The 26,181-nt window shown below is 61.0% G+C and carries 23 protein-coding genes; 3 read left to right on the top strand and 20 right to left on the bottom strand.

What is annotated here, in order from left to right; translation table 11 throughout:
- Nucleotides 1–36: 36 nt before the first annotated feature.
- From retS to cpaB, 19 genes are all read right to left on the bottom strand, one after another.
- Nucleotides 37–2,826, bottom strand: a complete 2,790-nt coding sequence (gene retS / locus BW686_RS19750) for a hybrid sensor histidine kinase/response regulator RetS (protein ID WP_084919191.1) — start codon at nucleotides 2,824–2,826, stop codon at nucleotides 37–39.
- A gap of 90 nt (nucleotides 2,827–2,916) precedes the next feature.
- Nucleotides 2,917–4,212, bottom strand: coding sequence for a phosphoribosylamine--glycine ligase (gene purD / locus BW686_RS19755; protein WP_084919192.1), 1,296 nt, complete (start codon nucleotides 4,210–4,212; stop codon nucleotides 2,917–2,919).
- Nucleotides 4,213–4,329: 117 nt separating this feature from the next.
- Complete coding sequence (gene purH, locus BW686_RS19760; protein WP_084919193.1) at nucleotides 4,330–5,934, bottom strand: bifunctional phosphoribosylaminoimidazolecarboxamide formyltransferase/IMP cyclohydrolase; 1,605 nt, start codon at nucleotides 5,932–5,934, stop codon at nucleotides 4,330–4,332.
- Between the two features lie 80 nt (nucleotides 5,935–6,014).
- Nucleotides 6,015–6,335: a DNA-binding transcriptional regulator Fis gene (gene fis, locus BW686_RS19765; protein WP_005888657.1), complete on the bottom strand. Its 321-nt coding sequence runs from the start codon at nucleotides 6,333–6,335 to the stop codon at nucleotides 6,015–6,017.
- Entirely contained in the window at nucleotides 6,332–7,345 is a 1,014-nt protein-coding gene (gene dusB, locus BW686_RS19770) for a tRNA dihydrouridine synthase DusB (RefSeq protein ID WP_084919194.1), read from the bottom strand. The genes fis and dusB overlap by 4 nt, the downstream gene beginning before the upstream one ends.
- Nucleotides 7,346–7,662: 317 nt before the next feature.
- Entirely contained in the window at nucleotides 7,663–8,997 is a 1,335-nt protein-coding gene (locus BW686_RS19775) for a DUF3426 domain-containing protein (protein WP_084919195.1), read from the bottom strand.
- 24 nt (nucleotides 8,998–9,021) lie between these two features.
- The gene (gene prmA / locus BW686_RS19780; protein ID WP_084919196.1) at nucleotides 9,022–9,900 is read right to left on the bottom strand and encodes a 50S ribosomal protein L11 methyltransferase; all 879 of its coding nucleotides are present in this window, start codon (nucleotides 9,898–9,900) and stop codon (nucleotides 9,022–9,024) included.
- A gap of 137 nt (nucleotides 9,901–10,037) precedes the next feature.
- Nucleotides 10,038–11,381, bottom strand: a complete 1,344-nt coding sequence (gene accC / locus BW686_RS19785) for an acetyl-CoA carboxylase biotin carboxylase subunit (protein WP_084919197.1) — start codon at nucleotides 11,379–11,381, stop codon at nucleotides 10,038–10,040.
- 17 nt (nucleotides 11,382–11,398) lie between these two features.
- Nucleotides 11,399–11,860 (bottom strand): acetyl-CoA carboxylase biotin carboxyl carrier protein, encoded by a 462-nt coding sequence (gene accB, locus BW686_RS19790; protein ID WP_084919198.1) that lies wholly within the window; start codon nucleotides 11,858–11,860, stop codon nucleotides 11,399–11,401.
- A 76-nt stretch (nucleotides 11,861–11,936) separates the two neighbouring features.
- On the bottom strand, nucleotides 11,937–12,389 hold the full coding sequence (gene aroQ / locus BW686_RS19795) for a type II 3-dehydroquinate dehydratase (protein WP_084919199.1): 453 nt from the start codon (nucleotides 12,387–12,389) through the stop codon (nucleotides 11,937–11,939).
- Nucleotides 12,390–12,518: 129 nt separating this feature from the next.
- Complete coding sequence (locus BW686_RS19800; RefSeq protein ID WP_256898957.1) at nucleotides 12,519–14,303, bottom strand: protein-disulfide reductase DsbD; 1,785 nt, start codon at nucleotides 14,301–14,303, stop codon at nucleotides 12,519–12,521.
- Nucleotides 14,304–14,399: 96 nt separating this feature from the next.
- Nucleotides 14,400–14,669, bottom strand: coding sequence for a DUF3613 domain-containing protein (locus tag BW686_RS19805; RefSeq protein ID WP_084919201.1), 270 nt, complete (start codon nucleotides 14,667–14,669; stop codon nucleotides 14,400–14,402).
- Entirely contained in the window at nucleotides 14,666–15,400 is a 735-nt protein-coding gene (locus BW686_RS19810) for a hypothetical protein (protein WP_084919202.1), read from the bottom strand. Before BW686_RS19810 ends, BW686_RS19805 begins: the two co-directional genes overlap by 4 nt.
- Before the next feature lie 35 nt (nucleotides 15,401–15,435).
- Nucleotides 15,436–16,320 carry a type II secretion system F family protein gene (locus BW686_RS19815; protein WP_084919203.1) on the bottom strand — a complete coding sequence of 295 codons (885 nt, stop codon included), beginning with the start codon at nucleotides 16,318–16,320 and terminating at the stop codon, nucleotides 15,436–15,438.
- A 1-nt stretch (nucleotide 16,321) separates the two neighbouring features.
- A complete protein-coding gene (locus BW686_RS19820) occupies nucleotides 16,322–17,206 on the bottom strand; it encodes a type II secretion system F family protein (protein ID WP_084919204.1) in 885 nt (294 codons plus the stop codon).
- A gap of 19 nt (nucleotides 17,207–17,225) precedes the next feature.
- Nucleotides 17,226–18,482, bottom strand: coding sequence for a CpaF family protein (locus tag BW686_RS19825; RefSeq protein WP_084919205.1), 1,257 nt, complete (start codon nucleotides 18,480–18,482; stop codon nucleotides 17,226–17,228).
- Nucleotides 18,482–19,672 (bottom strand): AAA family ATPase, encoded by a 1,191-nt coding sequence (locus BW686_RS19830; protein ID WP_084919206.1) that lies wholly within the window; start codon nucleotides 19,670–19,672, stop codon nucleotides 18,482–18,484. Before BW686_RS19830 ends, BW686_RS19825 begins: the two co-directional genes overlap by 1 nt.
- A complete protein-coding gene (locus BW686_RS19835) occupies nucleotides 19,669–20,919 on the bottom strand; it encodes a type II and III secretion system protein family protein (protein ID WP_084919207.1) in 1,251 nt (416 codons plus the stop codon). Before BW686_RS19835 ends, BW686_RS19830 begins: the two co-directional genes overlap by 4 nt.
- Before the next feature lie 20 nt (nucleotides 20,920–20,939).
- Nucleotides 20,940–21,899 (bottom strand): Flp pilus assembly protein CpaB, encoded by a 960-nt coding sequence (gene cpaB, locus BW686_RS19840; protein WP_084919208.1) that lies wholly within the window; start codon nucleotides 21,897–21,899, stop codon nucleotides 20,940–20,942.
- 320 nt (nucleotides 21,900–22,219) lie between these two features.
- On the opposite strand from cpaB, the gene BW686_RS19845 reads away from it, so the two are divergent.
- Together BW686_RS19845 and BW686_RS19850 are read left to right on the top strand one after the other, a co-directional pair.
- Nucleotides 22,220–22,453: a Flp family type IVb pilin gene (locus tag BW686_RS19845; RefSeq protein ID WP_084919209.1), complete on the top strand. Its 234-nt coding sequence runs from the start codon at nucleotides 22,220–22,222 to the stop codon at nucleotides 22,451–22,453.
- Between the two features lie 43 nt (nucleotides 22,454–22,496).
- Nucleotides 22,497–22,904, top strand: a complete 408-nt coding sequence (locus tag BW686_RS19850; RefSeq protein ID WP_084919210.1) for a response regulator — start codon at nucleotides 22,497–22,499, stop codon at nucleotides 22,902–22,904.
- A 3-nt stretch (nucleotides 22,905–22,907) separates the two neighbouring features.
- Here the strand turns inward: BW686_RS19850 and pbpC are convergent, their stop codons facing one another.
- Nucleotides 22,908–25,256 (bottom strand): peptidoglycan glycosyltransferase PbpC, encoded by a 2,349-nt coding sequence (gene pbpC / locus BW686_RS19855; RefSeq protein WP_084919211.1) that lies wholly within the window; start codon nucleotides 25,254–25,256, stop codon nucleotides 22,908–22,910.
- Between the two features lie 95 nt (nucleotides 25,257–25,351).
- On the opposite strand from pbpC, the gene BW686_RS19860 reads away from it, so the two are divergent.
- On the top strand, nucleotides 25,352–25,645 hold the full coding sequence (locus BW686_RS19860; RefSeq protein ID WP_002555356.1) for a hypothetical protein: 294 nt from the start codon (nucleotides 25,352–25,354) through the stop codon (nucleotides 25,643–25,645).
- Nucleotides 25,646–26,181: the final 536 nt, after the last annotated feature.

Below are 26,181 nucleotides of genomic sequence, written 5' to 3' on the forward strand. Positions count from 1 at the left end.
AGTCTATCAGGCCCTCGTGCGGCTTTCCCGTGGCTGTCAGTTCTGCTGATACAACTCGCCCGCCGACGTCAGGCCGCGAGCCTTCTCACGGTGCGCCACCCAGTGTTCCACCAGTTCGCGCAACTGGGACAACTCGATGGGCTTGGCCATGTGACCGTCCATCCCGGCCTGACGGGCGCGATCCTTGTGCTCGGCGAGGATATGCGCAGTCAGTGCAACGACCGGTGTGCGTACTCGCTGATTGCCGACTTCCCACGCACGCAATTGCTCGGTGGCCGAGAACCCGTCCAGTATCGGCATTTCACAGTCCATCAGCACCAGATCGTAGCGCTGTGCTTTCATGGCGCGCAGAGCCTCTTCGCCGTTGCTGGCGGTGTCGGGATTCAGGTTTAGCTTGCCGAGCATGCCACGGATCACTTTGGTCGAAATGCTGTTGTCTTCGGCCACCAGAATACGGAAGTCGCTGGGCACGCTCGCCGGGATGTTCGGCACCGTGTTTGCCTTTGATGAAACGACGCCTTTGTTCAACTGGGTCAGTTCATCGGCCAGCGTGGTCTTGAGCGTATAACCCGCCACCGGTTTGGCCAGAATGCGCTTGATGCCTGAATTGCGCGCGATGATCTTGCTCGGTGCATTGCTGATGCCCGTCAGCATGATCAGCAGAATGTCGTGGTTCAGGCTTGGGTCTTCCTTGATCTTGGCGGCCAGTTGCATGCCGGTCATTCCGGGCATGTTCTGATCGAGCAGGACCACATCGAAATAATCACGCAGATGCGCCTTGGTTCTGAGCAGCGCCAGCGCTTCCTTGCCGGACGCCACGGCGCTGACGTTCAGGCCCCACGCACTGCATTGCTGGACAAGCACCTTGCGACAGGTGTCGTTGTCATCGACGACCAGCACGCGAGCATCTTTCAACGGGCTGTCCAGGTCGATGGTCGGCTGTTCCAGCAGTTTTGCGTCCATCGGCAGCGTCAGCCAGAGCATGTTGCCCTTGGTTCCACTGCTCTGAATGCCGAATTCACCGTCCATCAGCACGATCAGCTGGCGGGCAATGACCAGCCCCAGATGGCCGCCCAGCCTGCTGCTGGCCATGAAATTCCTGCTGTGCAGCTCGGCGTGCAGCAACTCGTCCCGCTCTTCATCGGAAAGCGATTCACCGCTGTCCTGGACCGATATGCGCAAGCGGGAGCCGCCGGACTTCGACGTCTCCAGCGCGACGGCGAGCAGAATCTCGCCTTCGTCGGTGTTCTTCAGGGCGTTCTCCAGCAGGCTCAACAGCGTCTGGCGCAGTCGCGTCGGGTCGCCATTGATGACGCGGGGCACCTGCGGCTGGATCAGGCTGATCAGCTCTACCTGCTGCTTTTCGGCCTTGGCGCGGAAAATACTCAGGCAGTCCTCGACCAGCGCGCCGATGTCGAATTGCACATCATCGAGTTCGATCTGCCCGGATTCCAGCTTGGTGATGTCCAGAATCTCGTTGATCAGCGTCAGCAGTTCATTACCGGCGCTGTGGATGGTCTGCACATAATCGCGCTGCTTGACTGACAGCGGGGTGCCGAGCAGGAGTTCGGTCATGCCCAGCACGCCGTTCATGGGCGTGCGAATCTCGTGGCTGATCTTGGCCAGAAACTCTGCCTTGGCGTTGATTTCGGCGGTGCTGGCTGCCTGATCCCGGCTGATGCTGAAACGGTCTTCGGTAATGCTGCGGTGGCGTTCGCCAAGCGCCAGGCTCATCAGCAGGCCGCTGATACAGAAGACGCTGAGCAGTGCGAGTATCAGCCATTGTGGTGGCACCAGACTCAGCCACAGCAGGCCAGGCAGGACCACCATGTAACCGATATTGAAGGTGATCATCCCGAAGACGAACAGCCGCGCGGAGCGATAGCCTTTCTGCCAGTGCCACATGGACACGGCGAGAATGCTCAGCGTCGTGACGGACACCAGCGCGAAGGTCAGGATATTGATGGGCAGCGTGCTGTCGATCAGTACCATCAGGGCGCCCAGGCCCATGAGTACGGCGATGCCCAGCAACAGGCGATCCAGCTTGCGCGCCCTGCGATGAATGAAGAAGCAATAGGTGTAGATCAGGCCGGCGACGGCGGCCAGCAACAGCGCCAGATGCGAGCTTGGCGTCTGTGCGATGTGCCAGGGGTCAATCGGACGAAGCAGGTTCAACAGCAGCAGGGCGCTGAGCCCGAGCAGGGTTTCGCAGGCTGCCAGCCACAGGTTGCTGCGTGAGCGCGTATGCCCGAAACGCGTCAGGTTCTGCACGATCAGCATCGCGAGGGCGCCGAAAAGCAGGCCGAACAGGAACGGTTCGGTTTCGTCGGCAGCGCTTTGGATGGCTGGCTCAAGGGTAATGCTGGGGCGCATTTTCTGGGCTGACACAAGCCTCAGATAGATGTCCAGCGACGCCGCGCTTTGCGGAATCGGCAGCAGGAAATCGTTGGAAGGCAGGCGCTGATCTTCCAGAGGAACGTCGTTACCGGTGCGCAGGTGATCGATCAGTCGATCGCCGTCCATGACGTACATGTCTGCGCTGGCAAGGTCGGGGGCGAAGATGCGCAGCAGTTGCTCATGCTGGGTCGGTTGCAGGTGGTAATGCAGCCATACCGCGCCGCTGCGGTCGGCAGCCGTCACGCGTTCCAGTTCGATGGGGCTGAACTGGTTCTGATAGCGCGCCGAACGGATTTCATCCAGCGTCAGGTGGGCCTTTTCGTCAAGCAGCGTCGACCAGCCAGCGCCATGTTCGGCCTGAGCCGAAAGCACGAACAGCAGGGTCAGCAGTCCGACCGTTGAGGCTACGGCAATCCTGAGCCAGCGCACTATGAAATCCCTTCGTGAATGAATGCCAGGTAACTTGCGTAACGGCAGGTCAACCGGCCAGCGCCTTTGATCGGGCGCTGGCCCGGTTGCTTATTCCTGGTCTTCGCCACGCTCGCGGGCGATGGCACGGTAGCCAATGTCATTGCGATAAAAACAACCTTCCCAATCGACTTTCGATGCCAGCGCGTAGGCATTCTTCTGCGCGCTGCCGACACTGTCACCCAGTGCTGTGGCACACAGTACACGACCGCCACTGGTCACGACACGATCGTCCTGCAAAGCGGTGCCTGCGTGGAAAATCTTGCCTTCCAGTTGCGCAGCAGCCTCAAGCCCCTCGATGACCGCACCTTTGGCGTAATCGCCAGGATAACCACCTGCCGCCAGAACGATGCCCAGGCTTGGACGCGGGTCCCATTGTGCTTCGACCTTGTCCAGCGCCTGCGCCAGAGCGGCTTCGACCAGCAGCACCAGGCTGGATTGCAGGCGCAACATGACCGGCTGGGTTTCCGGATCGCCAAAGCGGCAGTTGAACTCGATGACTTTCGGGTTGCCAGCCTTGTCGATCATCAGACCAGCATAGAGGAAACCGGTGTAAACGTTACCTTCTTCAGCCATACCCCTGACGGTCGGCCAGATAACCAGGTCCATGACACGTTGATGCACCTCGGCGGTCACTACCGGGGCAGGGGAGTAAGCCCCCATGCCACCGGTGTTCGGGCCACTGTCGCCATCGCCGACGCGCTTGTGGTCCTGGCTGGTGGCCATCGGCAGCACATTCTTGCCATCGACCATGACGATGAAGCTGGCTTCTTCGCCATCCAGAAACTCTTCGATCACCACACGCGAACCGGCATCGCCGAAAGCATTGCCGGCCAGCATGTCACGGACCGCGTCTTCGGCTTCGGCCAGGGTCATGGCGACGATGACGCCCTTGCCAGCGGCGAGGCCATCGGCCTTGATGACGATCGGAGCGCCTTTCTCACGCAGGTACGCCAATGCTGGCTCGATGTCGGTGAAGTTCTGATAATCGGCCGTCGGGATCTTGTGGCGCGCCAGAAAATCCTTGGTGAAGGCCTTGGACCCTTCAAGTTGTGCAGCGCCTGCGGTCGGACCGAAGCAGTCCAGGCCGCGGCTGCGGAACAGGTCGACAACGCCTGCTACCAGCGGGACTTCAGGGCCGACGATGGTCAGCGAAACGTTCTTTTCCGCGAAATCCGCCAGTTGTTCCAGCGCCAGAACATCGATGGCCACGTTCTCGCACTTGGCCTCGATGGCCGTGCCCGCATTGCCGGGGGCGACGAACACCTTCTGAACGCGTGGGTCCTGAGCGACTTTCCAGGCCAGGGCGTGTTCACGACCGCCGCTGCCAATGATCAAAACATTCATTTCAAAAACCTCGATGACGCTGATTCTGGAGTACGCGGAACGTCTGAAAAACCAGGTCCGCAGTACGAGGCCGCACTGGCGCAGCAGACGCGTGCGACAGTGCGGCCGTTTTTCTGATTAGTGGCGGAAGTGGCGCATGCCGGTGAACACCATCGCAATACCCGCTTCATCTGCCGCTGCAATCACTTCGTTGTCGCGCATCGAGCCACCGGGCTGAATGACGGCGGTGATGCCGACCTTGGCTGCGTTGTCGATACCGTCGCGGAACGGGAAGAAGGCATCAGAGGCCATGACCGCGCCCTGAACTTGCAGACCGGCATGCTCGGCCTTGATGGCGGCGATACGGGCCGAGTTCACACGGCTCATCTGGCCTGCGCCGACGCCGATGGTCTGGCGGTTGCGGGCATAGACGATGGCGTTGGACTTAACGTACTTGGCGACTTTCCAGGCGAAGATCAGGTCGTGCATTTCGTGTTCGGTCGGCGCACGCTGCGTCACGACCTTGAGGTCTGCCGAGGTGATCATGCCGATGTCACGGCTCTGTACCAGCAGGCCGCCATTGACGCGCTTGTAGTCCCAGGCCGGCAGGCGCTCGCTCCACTGGCCGCTGGTCAGCAGGCGTACGTTGGCCTTGCTGGCCACGATGGTGCGGGCTTCGGCGCTGACGCTTGGGGCGATGATCACTTCGACGAACTGACGCTCGACGATGGCCTTGGCCGTCGCTGCGTCCAGTTCGCGGTTAAAGGCGATAATGCCGCCAAATGCCGACTCCGAGTCAGTGGCGTAGGCCAGTTCATAAGCCTGGCGAATGCCGCCTTCTTCGTCCGGGCAAACGGCAACGCCGCACGGGTTGGCGTGCTTGACGATCACACAGGCGGGTTTGACGAAGCTCTTGACGCATTCCAGCGCGGCATCGGTATCGGCCACGTTGTTGAACGACAGTTCTTTGCCCTGCAACTGGGTCGCGGTGGCGATACCGACTTCGGCAGGTTTGGCTTCAACGTAGAACGCCGCGCTTTGATGCGGGTTCTCGCCGTAGCGCATTTCCTGAGCCTTGACGAACTGGGTGTTGAAGGTGCGCGGGAACTGGCTGCGGCCTTCGGTGCTGAGGGTGTCAGCGGTCTGGTCGACGCCGCCCAGGTAGTTGGCGATCATGCCGTCGTAGGCGGCGGTGTGCTCAAAGGCCTTGAGCATCAGGTCGAAACGCTGTGCGTACGTCAGGCCACCTGCCTTGAGGCTTTCCAGCACCTGACCGTAATCGCCGGCGTTGACCACGATTGCCACGTCCTTGTGGTTCTTCGCCGCAGACCGGACCATGGTCGGGCCACCGATGTCGATGTTCTCGATGGCGGTGGGCAGGTCGCAGCCTGGTTTGGAGACTGTGGCTTCAAACGGGTACAGATTGACTGCAACCAGATCGATCGGCTTGATGCCGTGTTCGTTCATGATCGCGTCGTCGGTACCGCGACGGCCCAGAATACCGCCGTGGATCATGGGGTGCAGGGTCTTGACCCGACCGTCCATCATTTCAGCGAAGCCGGTGTAATCGGCCACTTCGACTGCCGCAACACCGTTGTCCTTCAGCAGCTTGAACGTACCGCCAGTGGAAAGGATCTCGACGCCCAGCGCTTCAAGCTCGCGGGCAAACTCAAGGATTCCGGTCTTGTCGGATACGCTGATCAGGGCGCGGCGGATCGGCAGGCGGGTAATCTGGTCGGTCATTTCGATTTCCATCAAAAGCAAAAGAAGTCAGCAAAAAAAAGCGACCGAGGTGCAAGGTCGCCTTTTCTGTTTTGAATGCTTTAAAGCAGATCGTACTGTTTGAGTTTCTTGCGCAACGTGCCTCGGTTCAGGCCCAGCAGCTCGGAGGCTTTTGTCTGGTTGCCCTTGACGTAGTTCATCACGCTTTCAAGAAGCGGAGCCTCGACTTCCGACAACACCAGGTTGTAGACGTCAGTGACCGATGCGCCTTCGAGGTGGGCGAAATAATTGTGCAGCGCCTTCTCGACACTTCCGCGCAGGGTCTGACCCTCTTCGCTCGGCGTGTTGAGGTGCTGTTTCAAATTGACATTGTCGCTCACGGGTGTTGTTCCACTCACTAAAGTCTCGGTCATCAACGTCATGCGGCCACCTCTTTATCATTCTGGTTATCCGGGCCCTTGCAGCCTTGGCTGAAGAACTCCCGAACGTTGGCGCACTGTGCATCTGTATCGTCCAAACGGTTGAAAAGGGCGCGAAACTCTCTGGCGCCCGGCAGCGTTGCGAGGTACCAGCCGACATGTTTGCGTGCAATGCGCACACCCATCACGTCGCCATAGAACGCGTGAAGCGCTGCCAGATGCTCAAGCAGAATGCGTTCCACTTCACTTAACTGCGGGGCCGGGAGTGTTTCTCCGGTGCGCAGAAAATGTTCTACCTCGCGAAAAATCCAGGGACGCCCCTGAGCGGCCCTGCCAATCAGTAATCCGTCTGCGCCGGTGGCGTGCAGTACGCGCCGGGCCTTTTCCGGTGAATCGATGTCGCCGTTGGCGAAGACCGGAATCGACACTGCCTGCTTGATCGCGGCAATGGTGTCGTACTCGGCTTCGCCGGTATAAAGGTCGGCACGGGTTCGTCCATGTACCGCCAGCGCCTGAATGCCGGCCTGCTCGGCGATTTTCGCCACTGTCAGGCCATTGCGGTTGTCGCGATCCCAGCCAGTGCGGATCTTCAGCGTGACGGGCACATCGACCGCAGCCACGACGGCCTGCAGAATGTCATTGACCAGTTGTTCATCTTTCAACAGCGCCGAACCCGCTGCCTTGTTGCAGACCTTCTTGGCCGGGCAACCCATGTTGATGTCGATGATCTGGGCACCCAGTTCGACATTGGCACGTGCTGCATCCGCCAGCATCTGCGGATCCCCGCCGGCGATCTGCACCGAGCGGGGCTCGGGATCGCCTTCGTGGATCATGCGCAGACGCGATTTGCGGCTGTTCCACAGGCTCATGTCACTGGTGACCATTTCCGACACCACCAGACCGGCACCGAGTTGTCGGCACAGCTGACGGAAAGGCTGGTCGGTGACGCCCGCCATCGGGGCGAGAATCAAGCCGTTATGCACTGTATATGGGCCGATGCGTACTGCCGACATAGCCTTACCTGTTGTGGAGGCCAAATCATCCGCAGGCCGTGTAAAAAACCGTTTCACCCGGTCTGCAACGGCCCGTCCAGCCAGCCGCTTGCGCCACCCTCAGATCGAACCGAGAGTTTGAAAAAGGGTTGGCATGATACCCGCTCTCGATGACTGGATAAAGGCTGAATTGGATAAAATCTGAACAGTTCTTTTAGGGGCGCCTGCCGCGCAATTACAGTGCGTCTGGCATAAAAACGTCGGCGATCATGCCGGGTTCTTGAGCGCAGAAAGCCTTTTCCAGTTTAGACGCAGTCCGTCTTTTCGGTATAAAGCCGTCATTCCGGCGAACGGAAGTTCAGGCTGTAATTCACCGCTTTGGCACCCGGATCGAGGATGTCCAGCGCAATGTGGATAGGCGTCTGGGGTGGCATCTCTTCTTTGCCGGCCATTTCTCCGCTCAGGTATTCGCTGGGTTTGAACCGACGACTGGCAATTAACTGACCGCCGGTATCGGAAAAGCGCAGCTCGAGCAGGGGGAATGGCTGGGAAAACGAGGCGCGGTTGTAGATGATAGCGTCCACCACCAGAGCGCCCTGAAACTCAGGGTGGCTGCGCACCACCAGGTTGCTGCTCTTGAGCTGGGAAATGTCGACTTTCGACGGCACTTTGCAGCCGATCTGCGGGCAGATCTGCTGGAACCACGGTCGATACTGATCCTGGCGCGCCAGTTGATCGAAGTGATACCAGACGTATTGACCCGCCAGGCCCGCCAGCGCCAGCATAATCAGCAAACCCCACGCAAAACGGCGGCCCCAGCGTGGTTTGGGACGCTGCCAGTCCAGTTGCAAGGGATCGTCGGTCAGGTCCAGAAGTGTCTGGTCGCGAACTGCCGGTTCGTTGCGTCCGCGTTTGCTGCGCGGATCAGGCTCGGGTTCATGGTCGTCGACATGGTCATCGTCTTCATCATCCACCGCCGACCAGCGCTCGGCTTTTTCGACGGGCAGGGTCTTGCGCTGGACGATCACCGGCATTCCCGGCTCGTCGTCATCCAGGTCCTTGTCGAGTGTCAGAGACGGCTCGGTCCGGTCGCGTTCTGATGACGGCGAGGGTTCCGGTTCTTCGATTGAGTCAGTGTCCGGAATGACTTCCGCGTGCAGCTCGGGCAGGTGCTCGACATCGTCGTTGTGCAGGGTGTCGACCCAGGCGGCTTCTTCAGACTGACGCGTGTCACGCTTTGCGCTCAGGCTCACCTCGTCATTGTCGGCCGCGCTGGCCGGACGTCCAAACGTATCGGGTCGGCGGGTCTCGCGTTGTTCGAGACGCGCCAGCTCTTCGTCCAGGTTCAGGTTGTCCAGGTCCAGTTCGCTGACCTGCCAGGGATCGTCTTCCTCGGCCGGTTTGGCTGGTTCAGGCGTGGCCTCCGGGGACGGCACGGGCACGAGTGCCTGCAGAGGTTCCGGGCGGCGTTGCTCGGGCACGACCGGCACCGTGGCCAGCGGCGCTTTTTCGGAGTCGTCGATAGCGCGCTGCTCCAGCAATTGCCGGGCAGCGTTGAACACCTGCAGGCAGGCTCCGCAACGCACCACGCCACGGGCCACGCTCAGTTGAGCGTGACTGACTCTAAAACTGGTTTGGCAGTGCGGGCACTGCGTGACGAAGCTGTCGGTCATGCGGCTGTCCGGTTGAAGCGGCGGTTAACGGCGGCGACCCGTGATGCGTACCCAGCCATCTCGGTTTGCGATCGGGTCCAGATCAAAGCTGTCAGCATAGGCCGCAGCGACTTCTTCACCTTGTTCGGCAAGGATGCCTGACAAGGCCAGGCGACCCCCGGATTTGATCAGCGCTGCCAGTTGCGGAGCAAGAGACACCAGCGGGCCAGCCAGAATGTTGGCGACCAGCACATCAGCCTGCTGGTGGGGCAGATTTTCGGGCAGGTACAACGGGAAACGTTCGGCGGCGATATTGTTGCGTCCGGCATTGTCGCGCGAGGCTTCCAGCGCCTGCACGTCGATGTCGGTGCCGACGGCCTGCTCGGCGCCCAACAGCAGCGCGGCGATGGCCAGAATGCCCGAGCCACAGCCGAAATCCAGTACGTTGCAGCCTTTGAGGTCCTGGCCGTCCAGCCATTCAAGGCACAGGGCGGTGGTCGGGTGGGTCCCGGTGCCGAACGCCAGGCCCGGGTCGAGCAGCAGGTTCACGGCATCCGGTTGTGGCGCTGCGTGCCAGCTCGGCACGATCCAAAGGCGCTGACCGAAACACATGGGCTGGAAGTTGTCCATCCAGCTGCGTTCCCAGTCCTGGTCTTCGATGACTTCGGCACTGTGTTCAGGCAGTTCTGCGCCGGTCAGCAGGCTCAGGTGCGCCAGCGCCAGTTCGGCGTTGGTGTCGGCCTCGAACAGTGCGAGCAGGTGAGTGTGTGCCCACAGCGGCGTGGTGTTGAGTTCCGGTTCGAAAATCGGCTGGTCTTCAGCGTCCATGAACGTCACGGACACGGCGCCGACTTCAAGAAGCGCATCTTCGTAGGTTTCGGCTTGTTCTGGGCTGATGGCGAGGCGGACTTGCAGCCAAGGCATGGCGGATTACCTTCGATCTGGAAATGAGTGCGGCTGATTGGGCCGATGTGGCCGCAGGAAGCGGGCAAGTTTACTGCTATGCGCTGCAAACAACAAAGCCGCATCTCTGCGGCTTTGTCGTTCTGAAACACACTGGCTTATTGATTGGCCAGTTTGTGCTCCAGGTAGTGGATGTTGACGCCGCCTTCGCAGAAGCCTTCATCACGGGTCAGGTCACGGTGCAGCGGGATGTTTGTCTTGATCCCGTCGACCACGATTTCATCCAGGGCATTGCGCATGCGTGCCATGGCTTCTTCGCGGGTCGCGCCCCAAGTGATGACCTTGCCGATCAGCGAGTCGTAGTTCGATGGCACTTTGTAACCGCTGTACAGGTGCGAATCGACGCGAACGCCATTGCCGCCCGGTGCATGGAAATGCTTGACCAGGCCTGGGCTCGGAACGAAGGTTTTCGGGTCTTCGGCGTTGATCCGGCATTCCAGCGCATGCCCGGTGATGACAACGTCATCCTGGGTGTACGACAGTTTGTTGCCAGCGGCGATGCTGAGCATCTCCTTGACGATGTCGATACCGGTGACCATTTCGGAAACCGGATGCTCCACCTGAACACGGGTGTTCATTTCGATGAAGTAGAAGCGACCGTTCTCGTACAGGAACTCGAACGTCCCCGCACCGCGATAGCCGATATCGATACACGCCTTGACGCAGGCGGCAAGCACGTCAGCGCGTGCCTGCTCGTCGATGAACGGTGCCGGTGCCTCTTCCAGAACCTTCTGGTGACGGCGCTGCAACGAGCAGTCGCGGTCGCCCAGATGAATCGCCTGGCCCTGGCCGTCGGAAATGACCTGAACTTCCACGTGACGCGGGTTGGTCAGGTATTTTTCCAGGTAGACCATCGGGTTGCTGAACCAGGCTGCCGCTTCGGCGCGGGTCTGGGACGCCGCTTCGATCAGGTCTTCTTCGCGATGAACCACACGCATGCCGCGACCACCACCGCCGCCGGCGGCCTTGATGATCACCGGATAGCCTACTTCGCGACCGATGCGCAGAGCGGTTTCTTCGTCTTCCGGCAGCGGGCCGTCGGAACCCGGAACGGTGGGCACGTTGGCCAGTTTCATGGCGTCCTTGGCAGACACCTTGTCGCCCATCAGGCGGATGGTGTCTGCTTTCGGGCCGATAAAGGCGAAGCCGGATTTTTCGACCTGTTCGGCGAAATCGGCGTTTTCCGCGAGGAAACCGTAGCCAGGGTGGATGGCCGTGGCGCCGGTCACTTCAGCCGCCGAGATAATCGCCGGAATGTTCAGGTATGACAGGTTGGCCGGTGCCGGGCCGATGCAGACGGTTTCGTCCGCCAGGCCCAGGTGCATCAACTCGCGATCTGCCGTGGAGTGTACAGCGACGGTCTTGATGCCCAGTTCTTTACAGGCACGCAAGATGCGCAAGGCAATTTCGCCGCGGTTGGCGATCAGAACTTTTTCCAACATCGCAGGCTCTCCCCGGGTCAAACGATTGTGAACAGCGGCTGGTCGAACTCAACCGGCTGACCGTTTTCTACCAGGATGGACTCGATCACACCACTGGCTTCTGCCGTGATGTGGTTCATCATTTTCATCGCTTCAACGATGCAGATGGTGTCGCCTTTCTTGACGGTCTGGCCGACTTTGACGAACGCAGGCGAGGTTGGCGCCGGGGTCAGGTAGAACGTGCCCACCATTGGCGACTTGACGACAAAACCGTTCAGCGCAGGCGCAGACGGTGCTTCTGCAGCCGGAGCGGCCGGTGCAGCGGCGGGTGCTGGCGCGGCTGCAGGCGCGGCGACCGGGGCAGGCGCGTAGTAAGGCTGCGCCGGCGTCTTGCTGTGGCGGCTGATCCGCACGGATTCTTCGCCTTCACGAATTTCTAATTCGTCGATGCCGGACTCTTCCAGCAATTCGATCAGTTTCTTGACTTTGCGAATATCCATTAATCAACTCCCAAGGTTCTGTAAGGGCTTTTTGGCGGCCTGTTCAAGCCCTGTGGCCAGCTTCAGGCTGGACTCATCAGGGCTTGGCGCTAACGGCCAATTGTTCCAGGGCGGCTTCCAGGGCCAGTCGGTATCCGCTGGCGCCAAGGCCGCAGATCACTCCTACAGCGACGTCTGAAAAGTAGGAGTGATGGCGGAAAGGTTCGCGTTTATGCACGTTTGATAAATGCACTTCGATGAATGGGATGCTCACTCCCATCAGCGCGTCACGTATTGCAACGCTTGTGTGCGTAAAAGCGGCCGGATTGATCAAAATAAAGTCCACACCCTCGCCACGGGCGGCGTGAATGCGGTCGATCAATTCATATTCGGCGTTGCTTTGCAGGTACATCAGGTGGTGACCGGCATCACGAGCGCGCTGCTCCAGGTCCTGATTGATCTGAGGCAGAGTGATCGTGCCGTAGACCCCGGGTTCCCGAGTGCCCAGCAGGTTCAGGTTCGGCCCGTGAAGGACCAGGATAGTCGCCATTGCGTGTTCCTTTTATTGTCTGCGAGCGGTTTACGCCCGGCGACTATGCCGGAAGGGCAATGGGCTGTCCAGTTAACAACAGTAGCCAGCACGATGAGCGATATTCGCGCAAAGTTTGTGACCCGTCGTTTAGTTTTGGTCATTTGCCCTGTTCAGACGCTCGATCAGCCCTGCGGCGTCGATTTCGCCGACGACTCGCACATTTGCCCGTTCTTCGCCGTTTTTAGCGAAAAACAGCAGTGCCGGAGGGCCGAACAGCTTGTAGCGATCGAGCAAGGCGCGTTGCTCTGCGGTGCTGTCGGTCATGTCGAAACGTATCAGGCTGTAGCCCGCCAGCCGGGCGACAACGCCCGGGTCCGGCAGCACTTCGTGTTCGATGACCTTACAGCTGATGCACCAGTCTGCGTACCAGTCGAGCAACAACGGCTTGCCTGCGCTTTGCGCTTCCTGCATCACCCGGTCCAGCTCGGCAGACGTGGTGATCGTCTGCCATTGTGATGAAGCCGGTGCGACGGTGCCGTGACTGGCCGTGGCGTACTCGCGGCCCAAAGGGCGCACAGGGTCGGTCTGCCCGGACAGCGCGCCATACCAGCAGGCCAGTGCATAGACCAGCAGCGCCAGGCCAAGCAGTTGAGCCAGTTTTTGCCGCGTGGTCTTTTCCGTGAACTCCAGTGCGCCGAGAAACAAGGCGACGCCCGCTGACAGCAGACCGACCAGCAACAGGGTGATTTGCCCCGGAAGCACGCGGCTCAGCAGCCCGATTGCCAGCCCGAGCAGCAGCACGCCAATTGCATTTTTCACCGTCACCAGCCAAGGGCCGCTTTTCGGCAGCCAGGTGGCCCCGCCCGTTGCGATCAACAGCAGCGGTGCGCCCATCCCCAGCCCGAGGGCGAACAGTTTCAAGCCGCCACCAATGGCATCGCCGCTTGCGCTGATGTAAAGCAGCGCACCGGCCAGCGGGGCCGATACGCAGGGGGAGACCAGCAGGCTGGAAACCACGCCCAGCACTGCCGCGCCCCACAGTGATCCGCCTTCGGTCTTGCCTGCGATGCGGTCCAGGCGAGAGCTGATCGACTGCGGCAGGCGCAGCTCGAAGGCGCCGAACATGGCCACCGCAAAAATCACGAAGAACGCTGAGAACGGCACCAGCACCCAGGCCGATTGCAGTCGTGCCTGCAGATTCAGACCGGCTCCAAACACGCCCATCAGCGCGCCAAGCAAGGCAAAGCAGGCCGCCATCGGCAAAACGTACGCCAGTGACAGGCTCAGGCCGCGCAGGCCGCCGACCTGACCGCGCAGCACGACGCCCGACAGAATCGGCAGCATCGGCAGGACACACGGGGTGAAGGTCAGGCCTACGCCTGCCAGGAAGAACAGCGCCAGCTCTTTCCAGCTCCAGGTGGCGGAGGCGGGCGCAGAGGTCGCTACGGACGACGGGCTGGCGGCCACGTCGCCGATGGTCAGGCGCTCGGTTTCAGGTGGATAGCACAGGCCTTTGTCGGCGCAGCCCTGGTAGGTCACCGCGAGGGTGAAGGGGCGTTGCTCGCCGGGTTTGCGTGGCAGGTCGATGTCGAGAATGCCGTGATAGACCTCGACATCGCCAAAGTACTCATCGTGCTTCTGTTCGCCCTTGGGCAGTTGCGCTTCGCCCAGGCCGATGTCGACCGGTTCGGTACGGAACTGGAAGCGATGGCGATACAGGTAATAGCCATCGGTGGCGACCAGACGCAGCTTGATCGACTCCGGTGTGGTTTCGATCAGGCTCAGCTGGAACGCCTGGCGAACAGGCAGGAAGTCTTTGCTGTTATCCAGCGAGCCGCCGCCCAGGGTGGACGACGGGCGACTGTCCAGCAGGCCCGCGCCGGAAACGGGCAGGGCCAGGATCAATAACATCAGGCATAACAAGCGACGCATGGCAGTCTCGAATCTCGAAAGTCTGCGCATGATAACGGAGTGCTTCGTTGCCTGCTGAGCTCAGGTTTGTAAGGGGCAGTGTCAGGGCCGGGCGGGCTATTTGCCACCCGAGGAAAAACTGCCGCCAGCGTCCTGTTCGTAGAACTCCGGGATTTTGTTTTTATAGGTCTCAAGCCAGCGTTGCAGGCTCAGGTCGCGTTCGGCAGGCGTGGCGATTTGCGGCGTTGGTGACGCCGCCTTGCCGCTGGCCTGCAATTGCAGCCAGGTTTCGGTCTGTTTTTGCCCGGAGGGTGAAGGCGCGTCGCCCTCGGCCCAGGCATCGCTTGCGATCAGCAGCATGGCAATGCCGACAATGACGATTCTCATGGCTGTACTCCTGTTGGCTGTCGAGCAGCCTGCGCGGACACGGCTGCATTTCGTGCGGCGGATGCCAGTGGTGAGGGCAGGTTTTTTCTGAGCTTCTCGGCGCGCGCCTGGGCGTCGGTGATCTGCGCAGGCGTCAGCCCTGTCCGGGATGCCAGTTCGGCGGCTTGTGTCCAGTTGTTCTGGTAGATCAGCAGCGTGGCCAGATTGATCGCCGCCAGCGGGTCAGACTGCTTGAGCTCCAGTGCAGTCAGAAACTGGAACCGCGCCTGTTCCAGCTTGAACTGGTTGAGGTAGACCACGCCAAGATCGTTGCGGATCTTTTCATCCGTCGGTTGCAGCTTGCTCGCCGCAAGCAAGTGCTGCTGCGCCAGTGCATTATCGCCACGCGCTGCCGCCAGTTGCCCCAGCCCATGTTCGCCTTGCGCTGCCCGACACGTACCGAGCAGGCTGCGATACAGCGGCTCGGCCTCGTTGCTGCCCAGCAGCCGTAATACCCGAGCCTTGCGCAAACGCACCTCGCCGAGGCTGTCCGGCAAGCCTTCCAGGTTGGCGAGGCTGGCGTGCAGGCGCCCTTCATCGGCCATGTTCTGGGCCAGATTCAGGGCGAACTCCTGATCCGAGGTCAGCTTTGGGCACTGCACCGTCGGGTTTGAAGCCTGAGTCCAGAGCGCTCGACCATCGCTGGCACAGCCACCCAGCAGCAGGCCGAGCATTACGATTAGCGGTTTCATTGCATGGCGTCCTTTCGTGCAGCGGCGACCGGGCTTCAACTGCCCAGTGCGCGGCTTATGGCGATAAAACCCGGCCCGGCCAGCACAATCAGCAGGGCGGGAAACAGAAACACCATCATGACCACCGACATTTTTGCCGACAGTTTGGAAATGTATTCCTGCAAGCGGGTCAGGCGTCGGTCGTCGATCAATTGTTTGAGCGTCAGCAGTGATTTCAACGCGCCGCCACCCTGATGAATCAACTGATTGAGAATCACACAGGTGTCGCTCAGTTCGTCGACGGCCAGCAAAGCCGCGGTCTTGCGCAGCTCCTCACCCAGCTCCAGGCCGGAGTCGACGCGCGTCAGCACTACACGTATTTCCTCGGACAGCACCGGCAGCAGCTCTTTGCCTTCCTTGCTCAGCACCCGCAGCGCTTGCTCGACCGCCATGCCGGATTCGAACAGGATGCGCAGCAGCGGAATAAAGGTCGAGATTTCGGTCACGATCTGTTTCTGGCGACGTTTGGCTGCGGCGGCCAGGATCCGTTTGGGCAGCAGGTAGCCGATGCCCAGCGCCAGCAGCGGCGCAATGATCGGTTGCTCGACGGTCTTGAAAAATATCAGCTGGATCAGGATGACGACGCTCATCAGGCCGACGGGCACACCCACCTGGCAAGCGGCGAACAGCGAACGTTTGCTGGCGCGCCGCCAACCGATGCGGTTCAGCAGCACCTGACTTTCCGAGTCCAGGCTGATGCTGCGCTGGCCGAGGCGGGTATCGCCCAACAAGCGCAGCAAGCTGCCGACCCGGCTTTCGCGCACCAGCTCGCCCCTAAGTCGTTTGGCCACCAGCCGCTCGCTGCGACGCTGGCGGGCGATGCCGGACAACAGCAGAAAAGCTGCCGCAGCCAGCAGCAGTGCGCTCAATAGCAGCCCCATTTCAGATGCTCCTCAACATGCGCCACAGCACCACGCAGCCCAGCGCCTGAAGGGTGAATGCCAGGCTCAGCAGGAACTGCCCACTGTCGTCGTTCCACATGTGCAGCAGGTAGTTGGGGTTCACGGCCAGAAAGTAGCCGGCCATGCTGACAGGCAGCAGCGCCAGCACTACGGCCGTCATGCGGGTTTCGCCGGTCATGGCCCGCAGCTGGCGGCCGGCCTGTTCCCGTTCCCTGATCAGCTTGATCAGGTTTTCCATCAATTCGCTGGCGTTACCGCCATAGCGGTGATTGACCCGCAGGCCGATGGCGAACAGGTGAAACTCGTCGCGCTCATACAGCTCGGCAAAATCCCGTGCGGCGTCCGGCAGGCTGACGCCCAGTTGCACGTTACGCTCGATACGGCTCATGCCATCCTTGAGAGGCTGGTCCGCCGCGGTGATGCCATGTAACACCGCATCGGCCAGGGTTCTCCCGGATTTGAGGCTGCGCACGGTGTGATCGAGCAGCTGCGGCAGTTGCTGGATCATGCGACGTACCCGCACCTGATAGCGCCACGACACAAACATGCGCAACGTCAGCGGTACGCCCAGCAGCACACCCATCGCAGCGAACCCGCCACCCAGTCCATAGCCGATCAATATCAGCAGCGCGTACAGGGTCAGCGCCAGGCCCATGCGTTTGGTCGGCTGACCCAGACCGGCGCGCAGAAAGGCGCGGTCCAGATACTCCCAGCCGGGTTTTTCGGCCACTGGCTGGACCTGCCCGGCCGTCAGGCGCTGCCTGATCCGCTCGCTGGCGCCCTGATTGAGCGCCAGATAGAACATGCGAATGGACGCGATCAGCAGCAGAATGGAAATCAGGCCGAGCATCAGTGACGCATTCATGGCGCCTCCCTTGGCCGGATCAGTAGCCGGCTCGCAGCTTGTCACCCGCGGCGTGCGCGGCCTCGCGCATGAAACTCACCCCGGTGCGGCGATCCAGACGGAAAAGCGTGTTGGTGACATAGATGTCATCGCGGATGCCGACGACCTCCACCACTTCGCTGACGCAGCGGCGACCGTCAGGCAGGCGGGTCAGCTGGATGATGACGTCCAGCGCCGCGCAAATCATTTGCCGCAGGGTTTTTTCCGGGATCAGTCGCCCGGTCAGGCCGACCAGGGTTTCCAGGCGCAGCAGGGCGTCCTGGGCGTTGTTGGCGTGGACGGTGCTCATCGAACCGTCATGGCCGGTGTTCATCGCGGTCAGCACATCCAGCACCTCGACGCCCCGGATTTCGCCGAGGATGATGCGGTCCGGCCGCATCCGCAGCGAGTTGCGAATCAGGTCGCTGGCCCTTACCTCGCCATGCCCCTCGGCATTGGGCGGGCGGGTTTCCAGGCGCACGACGTGCGAATGGCTGAGTTGCAGCTCGGCAACGTCCTCGATGGTGACCAGACGCTGATTGCGGTCGATCAACTGGCTCAGCACGTTGAGCATGGTGGTCTTGCCGGTGCCGGTGCCGCCGCTGACCAGCACGTTGCAACGTTTGCCCACCGCTTCCTGAAAGAACTCGAAAATCGATTGATCGATGGTCTGCATGGCCACCAGGTCGGCACTTTTGAGCATGTCCTTGCGAAATTTCCGGATCGACAGGCACGGACCGTCCAGGGCAATGGGCGGAATGATTGCGTTGACCCGGCTGCCATCGGGCAGGCGTGCGTCGACCATGGGCGAAGACTCGTCCAGACGCCGGCCCATCGGTGCCAGAATGCGCTGCATCACGCGCTCGACGTGATGCGAATCGATAAAGCGCAGGTCTGTGTGATGCAGCACGCCGTCGCGCTCGACAAACACCTTGCTCGGCCCGTTGACCAGAATTTCGGTGACCGAACTGTCGCGTAGCAGCACTTCCAGCGGGCCGAAACCGGTCAGCTCGTCGACCAGCTCTTCAGCCAGACGCTCCATCTCGTAACGCGAAATAGCCAGCCGCAGACGAGCAACGTACTCGGCCACTTTGTCGATGACGAATTGCGCCAAGGCGGGTCTTGAGCCTTCAAGCAGGTTTTTGCCGCTTTCTTCGATGCCATCGATGATGTATCGATGCAGGACCAGTTTCAGGCCTTGCCCGCCGTCTTCCTGGCCCGAAGACCGGGACGATACGCCAAACAGTTTTTCCGCCATCATGTGTTCCCCCACAGTCGTGCGAGCCAGCCTTGATCAGGTTTTTCCGGAGCATCGGAATGACGCGCCAGGTGCTCGCCAAGGCGTCGCAACCCAGAGCACAGGGCGTCGCGCGACGCCAGTTCGAACAGCGTGATGCCTTGATTCTTGGCGTTGAGGCGCAGCTCCGGGGCCATTGGCAGTACCGACAGCACCGGCAGGCCGAACGTCTTGCCCAGGGTTTCCGAATTGGGCGCCACGGAACGCAGGTAGCGGTCCACCAACAGGCTGGCGTGTTGCATTTTCATGCCTTTTTCACGCCAGTTGGTGAGCACCGTCAGGTTTCGACGGCAACCCAGCACGCTCTGATCGGTGTACCACAGCAACTGGTCGCAATGGCTGACCAGCGAGCGCAAGGCTTCACTGTCTGGCTGGCCCACGAGGTTCACGACGACGTGCTGGAAATGCTGGCGCAGCGCACTCAGCAGCATATAAAGCTCGGCGGCGCTGGACTGATCCAGATGATCGTCGGCTTCGGTATAGGCCAGGATGCGCAGGCCGCTTTCACTGGTGGTGAACGCACTGTCGATCAGCGTGGCGTCCAGTCTGCGCAAGTGGCGCAGGGCATCACCAAAGCTGAACGAGGACTCAAGGCCGAGCATCGACAGGCTGTCGCCGCGCGGCAGACCGAGGTCGAGCAGCAACGTGCGCTGCCCGGTCTTGTGGACCACCATCGCCAGGTGCGTCGCGATCAAGGCCCCGTCGTCGCCGCTTTGCGCGCCGTAGAGCACTGAAAGACCGCTCATGTTCGGGTTGGGCGTCACGGCGGGCAGGCGCTTGCTCAGGCGTCTGACCAGCCCGGCGACCTCGCTTGATCGTGAGCCATAGGCCACGAAATCGCGGGCACCGGCGCGCATGGCGTTGAGCACCAACTGATTGTCCATGCCGTCGCCCAGCGCAACGATGGCGAGCATCGGTTTGGCTTCCAGCGCGCCTTCGATCAGGGCGCTTTGCGTCATCAGGTGTTCGCGGTCCAGGCCGACGAACACCACGCTCGCAAACGTGACGTCCACCAGCGACAGCAGATCGTCCAGACTGCCCGTTCCGGCACTGACCACCTGGCCCAGCGAACCCAGGGCGCTTTGCAGCCATTCCAGGTCGGTGTTGTTGCGGGTGATCGCCAGAAACGTCTGGCTCAGGCTCTGGCTCATCGGGATAGCCCGTCGCGGTGATCAAAGTCGCCGTTTTCCAGGAAATACAGACGCGGGAAACTCGGGTCATAGTTGCGCAAGCTTTCGCCGGGCAGTGAGGGCAGGCGGGCGTTGGCGGCGAGTGGCTGCACCAGATGCGGAGTCACGATCATGAGCAGCTCGCGCTCATCACGCTGGATTTGCGAACTGCGGAAAAACGCTCCCAGAATCGGGATGTCGCCCAGCCCGGGAAACTTGTCCACCGAGCCGCTGTTGCTTGAACTGATCAGGCCACTGACCACAAAGCTTTCGCCATCGGCCAGCGCAATGCTGGTGTCGGTCCGGCGGATATTGAGCGCGGGCACGGTGGTCCCGGAGATGGTGATACCGGCAGAAAAGTCCAGTTCACTGACCTCCGGGGCGACCTTGAGCAGGATCCGGTCACGTCCCACCACCGTCGGCGTCAGGGTCAGGCGCACACCAAACTCCTTGTATTCGATGGAGATGCCGTTGCCCTCGCCATTGGGCACAGGCACCGGGAACTCGCCACCGGCCAGGAAGCTGGCGCTCTGGCCGTTGAGCGCCACAAGGCTTGGACGGGCCAGCGTGTAGGCGTAGCCGCTGTTTTCCATCGCATTGAGCATGCCCAGCACTTTGCTGCTGCCACCGCCCCAGACGATATTGAAATTGCTGTTGTTCAGCGGGATGCTCGGCCGGGTTCCGCTTACAGTCCCAGGCGTGACATTGACGCCGGGCACCGTGCCAGGCGCGCCGAACAGAAAGTTGTTCGAGCCTTTGCCGAAGATCGACGTGCTGGCTTCCTTGAGCTTGGTGCGGCTGACTTCAATAAAGCGGATGTCGGTCTGAACCTGGCTGGGCAACTGGGCTTCTGCGGAAGGCGCAGTGAACGTTTCGACCATCGAGGCCGTGGCCAGGCCGCGCACGAAAACCATGCTCTGACGTGGCGAGCTGGAGCATGCGGTCCAGACCATCAGGCTGGTCGTCCCCTGCGAAACGCCGGTCAACAGAAAGCCATCGCTGTTGCTGACGTGTACATCGGCGATTTTCGGGTCTCCCACCGCGATGCGCGTGATCGCCACAGGAGATTGCACATGCTGTTGAATGCCTTGGTCGATCTCGATGGCGGCAGGCATCGCAGCCAGTCCGGCACAACTGCCTGAGGCCGCCCAGGCCGATGGTCCCCACAGGGCAATCACGAATAAACCCAGCAATCCGGGTTTTATAGCGGGCACGGAACAACAGCTCATCAAATGCAATCCTTGCTCAATCAGGGAGTTTGTTGCGTGATCTGGTTGCCGCGTATGACCTCGACGGTGCGAGCCGTGCGGGTGGCGGAGCTTGACGCTGGCGCACTGGCCTGGTTCAGGCTCAACTGCCTGAAACCGACCAATTGGCGGTTGGCCGAATCCAGCCGTTCGGCCACGTCATGACTGCCGGGCTCAGCGGCCCAGTAATTCTGCAGGTGACCTTCGTCGGCACTGCGCACCGCGAGACGCAAGACCCCGGTTTGTGAGGCGAGCATCAAGCGGCTCAACAAGGCCTCTGGCACGGCGACGGTCACGGTTCGTGCATTGACGCGTTGCTGTTCCTGTTTCAGGCGTTCGTCAGCGCTGATGTGTTGCACCGGTTTGCCGTCGCGATCCGTGCCAAGCAGTCCGCCAACGCTGAGAATGCGCAGCGCGGGTACCACCACCTGGCTTGAGCGGGTCAGGTTGCCGGTGTCTTCAGGCAGATAAAGCAACACGTCCACGTAGTCACCGGGGCTGAGTTGCCCGGAGGCGCCGACCACCTCGTCCACTTGCAACGCCAGCGCCCGCTCGTGAGGGCGAATCATTCGTGCCAGTGTGCCCCCGGTTTCAAAACTGCTTTCGCTGAGCCAGGTCCCGGCGCTCAGGGTTCGCCAACTGCTGCGGCCCACCACATCGTCGACAGTCGTGAAACTGCCGGGCGGCGCGACCTTGAGCCGTTCGACGGCCAGGTCGGCAGCCGTGAGGGGGGTGTAGGCAGGGATGTCGTGGGTCAGCACGACAACGTTGTGACGCAACGCGTCCTCGACGGGCGGGGTCGGGGCAGAGGCGGTGGTCGGTACGGTGGCTGGAGGCACCGAAGACTCGAGTTCGACAAGAGGTGCTTCGGCCTGCGTGCTGACAGCGAGTCCCAGATACCCGGCGATCAATGCACCCAGCAAGAACAGGACAGCGAGCACCATGGTAATTCGACTGCTCATGGCAACTTTCCCTTTGTCATTGCAGGACAACCTCAAAACGGTGCGGCAACGTCGCGACAGGGCAACGAAGGATTGCAGGATCTTTTGTATGACGTTAGCTCATCGGATTCAAAGCGCCATTATGCTTTTGTACGAAAGCGGTTTTTGTTTGTCGAGCGCGTGGTCGAGGCCTCTGGAACAGGCCTCTCAGTCGGTTATAACTTTCCGGTTAATACTTTTTTGAGGTTGTGAGTTAAGGGTTTGGGGACAATGCTGGTACTGCAAGGGGACAAGCGTGCAAGACGATTCAGAAGCGCCTCAGGGGGCGCAAGGAGACCCGAATGTTTCTTACTCAGCTGTATGTGAGTGTTTACACTCGTATTCAATCGTTCCTTAGAGACAAGGAGGCGGCCTCAGCCATTGAGTATGCAATTGTGGTTGCGATGGTAGCGCTGGTGTTGTTTGTACTTGTCACGCCCATAGGCGATGCGATCAGAACGAAATTCAATGCGATCCTTACCGGTTTGGGCGGCACTGCCGTTACCACAACACCCTCCACACCTGCCGGAGGGTAGTCTATGATCGTGATAACGAGTTCATCCTTAATGAGATAGCACCATGTCTGTCCATCCTCCCCGCCAACAGCTGCTCTTGGTTGACGACGAAGAGGACGCAAACGAAGAACTGGCAGAACTGCTCGAAGGTGAGGGGTTCTGCTGCTTCACCGCGTCTTCCGTCAAAATGGCCTTGCATCAGTTGACTGTTCATCCCGATATAGCATTGGTCATCACTGATCTGCGGATGCCGGAGGAGAGCGGCATCCAGCTGATTCGCCATCTGCGTGAACACACGTCGCGCCAGCACCTGCCCGTCATTGTCACCTCCGGTCATGCCGACATGGACGACGTCAGCGACCTGCTGCGCCTGCACGTACTCGACCTGTTCCGCAAACCCATTTACCACGTCCGCTTGCTGGAAACCCTCAACAACCTGTTCCCCGAGCCGAAGATCTTTCAGGTTCAGTGACGCTCACTCCACCACGCTGAATTCAACCCTCGCGGTCTGGCCGCTTTCGTCCAGGACGCTCAGTTGATAGCGGCCCGGTTTGTTCAGGGTCGGGGTGAAGTCCTGGCGGGTGTCGGTGTCCGCCAAGGGGGCGCCATCGATGAACCACCAGCGCCGGCCGCTGCCGCCCAGGGCCGACAGTTTCAGGCGCAGGGCCTGGCGGCTGGTGGCGGGCAGGCGCAGGTTGTCACCTTCGCGCACGCCGACGATGCTCAGCGGCGGGGCCAGGTTCAGGTTTTGTGGCGGGCAGTCCGGGTCGGCGGGTGGCAGGCGCGCTTCTCGGCGCTCTGCCTTGGGCAACCAGGGTTCAAGCGGCGCAGGCCATAAGGCGATGTCGCGTGGCTGGGCATCCGGGCAACTGGCAGCGACGCTCAACCCCTGAGTATTGACCCATATACGCTCCAGCAAACCCAGCCCGAGCGGTTGATCGGCGGCTTGCAGGGTCGGCGGTGTGGTGCCGTCCAGTGTCCAGGCGAAGCGCTGACGGCGGCAGTTCGGGTCGCTCTTGCTCATCGGTTGGCCCAGCGGCCAGCAGATCGCCGCCACGCCTACATTCAGCGGTACTGCCTGAACCGGCGCAGCAATCCCGCGCTGGCTGTCGCGATTGACCAGCACGTCATGCACCTGCAGCATCAGCGGTGCTGCCGACGCCAGGCCGAACTGCCCCGGCACCGGCGTACCGTCCGGTCTGCCGATCCATACACCCACCAGAAAGCGCGGACCCACGCCAATCGCCCAGGCGTCGCGGAAGCCGTAGCTGGTGCCGGTCTTCCAGGCCAGTTGCGGACGCTGCACCAGCTCTGCACGCGGGTCGATGTCCGGGCGCGACTGGCCGCTGAGAATGCGCCGGATAATCCATGCAGCCCCCGGCGACATCATCCGCCGTTCGCGCAGACGGTCCTGCGGTTGCAGTCGAACATCGGCGCTCCTGCCGCCCCGTGCGAAGGCGCTGTAGCCTGCCACCAGATCCTCAAGCCGACTGCCTGCACCACCCAGAATCAGCGCCAGATTCGGTTCGGCCAGGGGCGGCAAGGTCAGCGGCACGCCGCCTTTGCGCAGTTCGGCGGCAAAGCGTTTCGGGCCATAGACCTCCAACAACTGCACGGCGGGCAGATTAAGCGACATCGATAATGCTGAGCTGGCCGCCACCGGCCCGCCAAACCCGGTCGAAAAGTTACCAGGCCGATAGTCGCCATAGCGCCGCGGTACGTCCTGCATCAGTGATTCGGAATGAATCAGCCCGGCGTCCATCGCCATGCCGTACAGGAACGGCTTGAGCGTCGAGCCTGGCGAGCGCAGGGCGGTGACCATGTCCACATGACCGAAACGTTTGGCATCGTTGATGTCCACCGAGCCGACGTAAGCGCGCACCGCCATGTTGTCGGCCTCAACCACCAGAATCGCTGCCGACGTGCGCTCTGGCAGCCGTGCTCGCCAGCCCATCAGCAGGTCTTCCATGCGCCTTTGCAGCGGGGCATCCAGTGTGGTGCGGATCAGCGGCGGGCTGTTCGGTCGATTCAAGCGTCGGGCCAGCAAGGGCGCCAGGCTGGGTTCCTGTCGCGGTGCCAGCCATAGCGGCTCTTCCAGCGCTTCGTCCACACTGCCTTGCGGCCAGACCTTGAACTCGGCCAGGCGCCTCAGGACTTTGTCGCGGGCCAGTTGTGCGCGTTGCGGGTGACGGTCAGGGCGCAGACGGCTCGGCGCCTGCGGCAACACCGCCAGCAACGCGGCTTCAGCGCGGGTCAGGTTCTGTGGCGACTTGCCCAGATACGCCCAACTGGCAGCCGCAACCCCTTGCAGCGTGCCGCCAAACGGCGCGCGATTAAGGTACAGGCTGAGTATCTGGTCTTTGGATAAATGCCACTCGAGCTGCAGCGTGCGCCACAACTGGCGAAACTTGCCGGGCAAGGTTCGTGAATGCGGATCGAGCAGCCGCGCGACCTGCATCGACAGCGTGCTGCCGCCAGACACCACACGGGCTCCGCTGAGGTTTTGCCAACTGGCACGCAACAGCGCCAGCGGGTTTACGCCGGGATGGCTGTAAAACCAGCGGTCTTCATAGGTCAGCAGTGCTTCAAGGTAATACGGCGAAACCTGCGCGGGAGTGACCGGGTAGCGCCAGACGCCATCGGCATCGGCAAAGCGCCACAACGGTGTACCGTCTTCGGCCAGCACCACGCGGGCGAGGTCATCCTTGGGCAGTGGCAGCGGCCACACACGGTCAGCCAGCCAGAGGAGGGCGATCACCAGCAAAAGGCCGCCTGCCAGCCACTTGAGTTTTTGCACGAGGCGCAGAAGAAATTCAGGTTTCAACGCAAAGAGCCTTTATGATCCACGGAACCTGATACGCCTGGCGACGGCCAAAGCGAACAGATCATTTTCTTCACGACCCCAATCAGGACGTACATATGCAGGTAGAAGGCTTTTTTGAATGGCTCGGGCAGGCCATCGGCGCGGTGATTCGCTTCTTCGTCGACGGTCTGGCGTGGTTGTTCAACGGGTTTACCCATGCTGGAGGAAATTTTGTCGATGGCTTGTCCCGCACGCTGGGCATGGACACGTCGCTGATCAGCATCGTCGCACTGATCATCGGCCTGATGTTGCTTTACTCGGCTGTCCGGGCATTCATGCGCGCCTCGATCATCCTCGGGATCATCTGGCTGGCGCTGGGCCTCTGGTTACTGAGCTGGATCATTCACTGACAAGGTAACAAGCCCCGGCCCGGGCAATATTCTAGCCCTTGCATCTTCAACAGGTGTAAGACGCCCTCTCTGTAGGAGCGAACTTGTTCGCGAAGGCTTTGTTCCAGACGGTACATCTTCAGCGGATGTACTGGCGCTTTCGCGAACAAGTTCGCTCCCACAGGTACGCATTCCAATCAATCAGTTAGCGCTCACGTCCTCTCACCCCATCTGCGGCAGCCCTTGCACCTTCAGCGGATGTAAGGCGCGCTCTTTGTGGGAGCGAACTTGTTCGCGAAGGCTCTGCTCCGGACGGTACATCTTCAGCGGATGTACCGGCGCTTTCGCGAACAAGTTCGCTCCCACAGGTGTGCGTTCCAAGCAATCAGTTAGCGCTCACGTCCCGTCACCCCATCTGCGGCAGCCCTTGCACCTTCAGCGGATGTAAGGCGCCCTTTCTGTGGGAGCGAACTTGTTCGCGAAGGCTCTGTTCCGGACGGTACATCTTCAGTGGATGTACCGGCCCTTTCGCGAACAAGTTCGCTCCCACAGGTACG

It is taken from the genome of Pseudomonas syringae, assembly GCF_002157375.1.
Lineage (GTDB): Bacteria > Pseudomonadota > Gammaproteobacteria > Pseudomonadales > Pseudomonadaceae > Aquipseudomonas > Aquipseudomonas syringae_T.

Excerpts from the sequence above, each read along its gene's own strand:
- BW686_RS19825 (WP_084919205.1), bottom strand. The coding sequence starts at position 18,482 with ATGGCGGAAAAACTGTTTGGCGTATCGTCCCGGTCTTCGGGCCAGGAA.
- BW686_RS19850 (WP_084919210.1), top strand. The coding sequence starts at position 22,497 with ATGTCTGTCCATCCTCCCCGCCAACAGCTGCTCTTGGTTGACGACGAA.
- BW686_RS19775 (WP_084919195.1), bottom strand. The coding sequence starts at position 8,997 with ATGACCGACAGCTTCGTCACGCAGTGCCCGCACTGCCAAACCAGTTTT.
- BW686_RS19835 (WP_084919207.1), bottom strand. The coding sequence starts at position 20,919 with ATGAGCTGTTGTTCCGTGCCCGCTATAAAACCCGGATTGCTGGGTTTA.
- BW686_RS19815 (WP_084919203.1), bottom strand. The coding sequence starts at position 16,320 with ATGGGGCTGCTATTGAGCGCACTGCTGCTGGCTGCGGCAGCTTTTCTG.
- prmA (WP_084919196.1), bottom strand. The coding sequence starts at position 9,900 with ATGCCTTGGCTGCAAGTCCGCCTCGCCATCAGCCCAGAACAAGCCGAA.
- BW686_RS19800 (WP_256898957.1), bottom strand. The coding sequence starts at position 14,303 with ATGCGTCGCTTGTTATGCCTGATGTTATTGATCCTGGCCCTGCCCGTT.
- BW686_RS19845 (WP_084919209.1), top strand. The coding sequence starts at position 22,220 with ATGTTTCTTACTCAGCTGTATGTGAGTGTTTACACTCGTATTCAATCG.
- accB (WP_084919198.1), bottom strand. The coding sequence starts at position 11,860 with ATGGATATTCGCAAAGTCAAGAAACTGATCGAATTGCTGGAAGAGTCC.
- purH (WP_084919193.1), bottom strand. The coding sequence starts at position 5,934 with ATGACCGACCAGATTACCCGCCTGCCGATCCGCCGCGCCCTGATCAGC.
- dusB (WP_084919194.1), bottom strand. The coding sequence starts at position 7,345 with ATGTCGGCAGTACGCATCGGCCCATATACAGTGCATAACGGCTTGATT.
- accC (WP_084919197.1), bottom strand. The coding sequence starts at position 11,381 with ATGTTGGAAAAAGTTCTGATCGCCAACCGCGGCGAAATTGCCTTGCGC.
- BW686_RS19820 (WP_084919204.1), bottom strand. The coding sequence starts at position 17,206 with ATGAATGCGTCACTGATGCTCGGCCTGATTTCCATTCTGCTGCTGATC.
- purD (WP_084919192.1), bottom strand. The coding sequence starts at position 4,212 with ATGAATGTTTTGATCATTGGCAGCGGCGGTCGTGAACACGCCCTGGCC.
- BW686_RS19805 (WP_084919201.1), bottom strand. The coding sequence starts at position 14,669 with ATGAGAATCGTCATTGTCGGCATTGCCATGCTGCTGATCGCAAGCGAT.
- BW686_RS19830 (WP_084919206.1), bottom strand. The coding sequence starts at position 19,672 with ATGAGCCAGAGCCTGAGCCAGACGTTTCTGGCGATCACCCGCAACAAC.
- BW686_RS19860 (WP_002555356.1), top strand. The coding sequence starts at position 25,352 with ATGCAGGTAGAAGGCTTTTTTGAATGGCTCGGGCAGGCCATCGGCGCG.
- aroQ (WP_084919199.1), bottom strand. The coding sequence starts at position 12,389 with ATGGCGACTATCCTGGTCCTTCACGGGCCGAACCTGAACCTGCTGGGC.
- fis (WP_005888657.1), bottom strand. The coding sequence starts at position 6,335 with ATGACGTTGATGACCGAGACTTTAGTGAGTGGAACAACACCCGTGAGC.
- BW686_RS19810 (WP_084919202.1), bottom strand. The coding sequence starts at position 15,400 with ATGAAACCGCTAATCGTAATGCTCGGCCTGCTGCTGGGTGGCTGTGCC.
- cpaB (WP_084919208.1), bottom strand. The coding sequence starts at position 21,899 with ATGAGCAGTCGAATTACCATGGTGCTCGCTGTCCTGTTCTTGCTGGGT.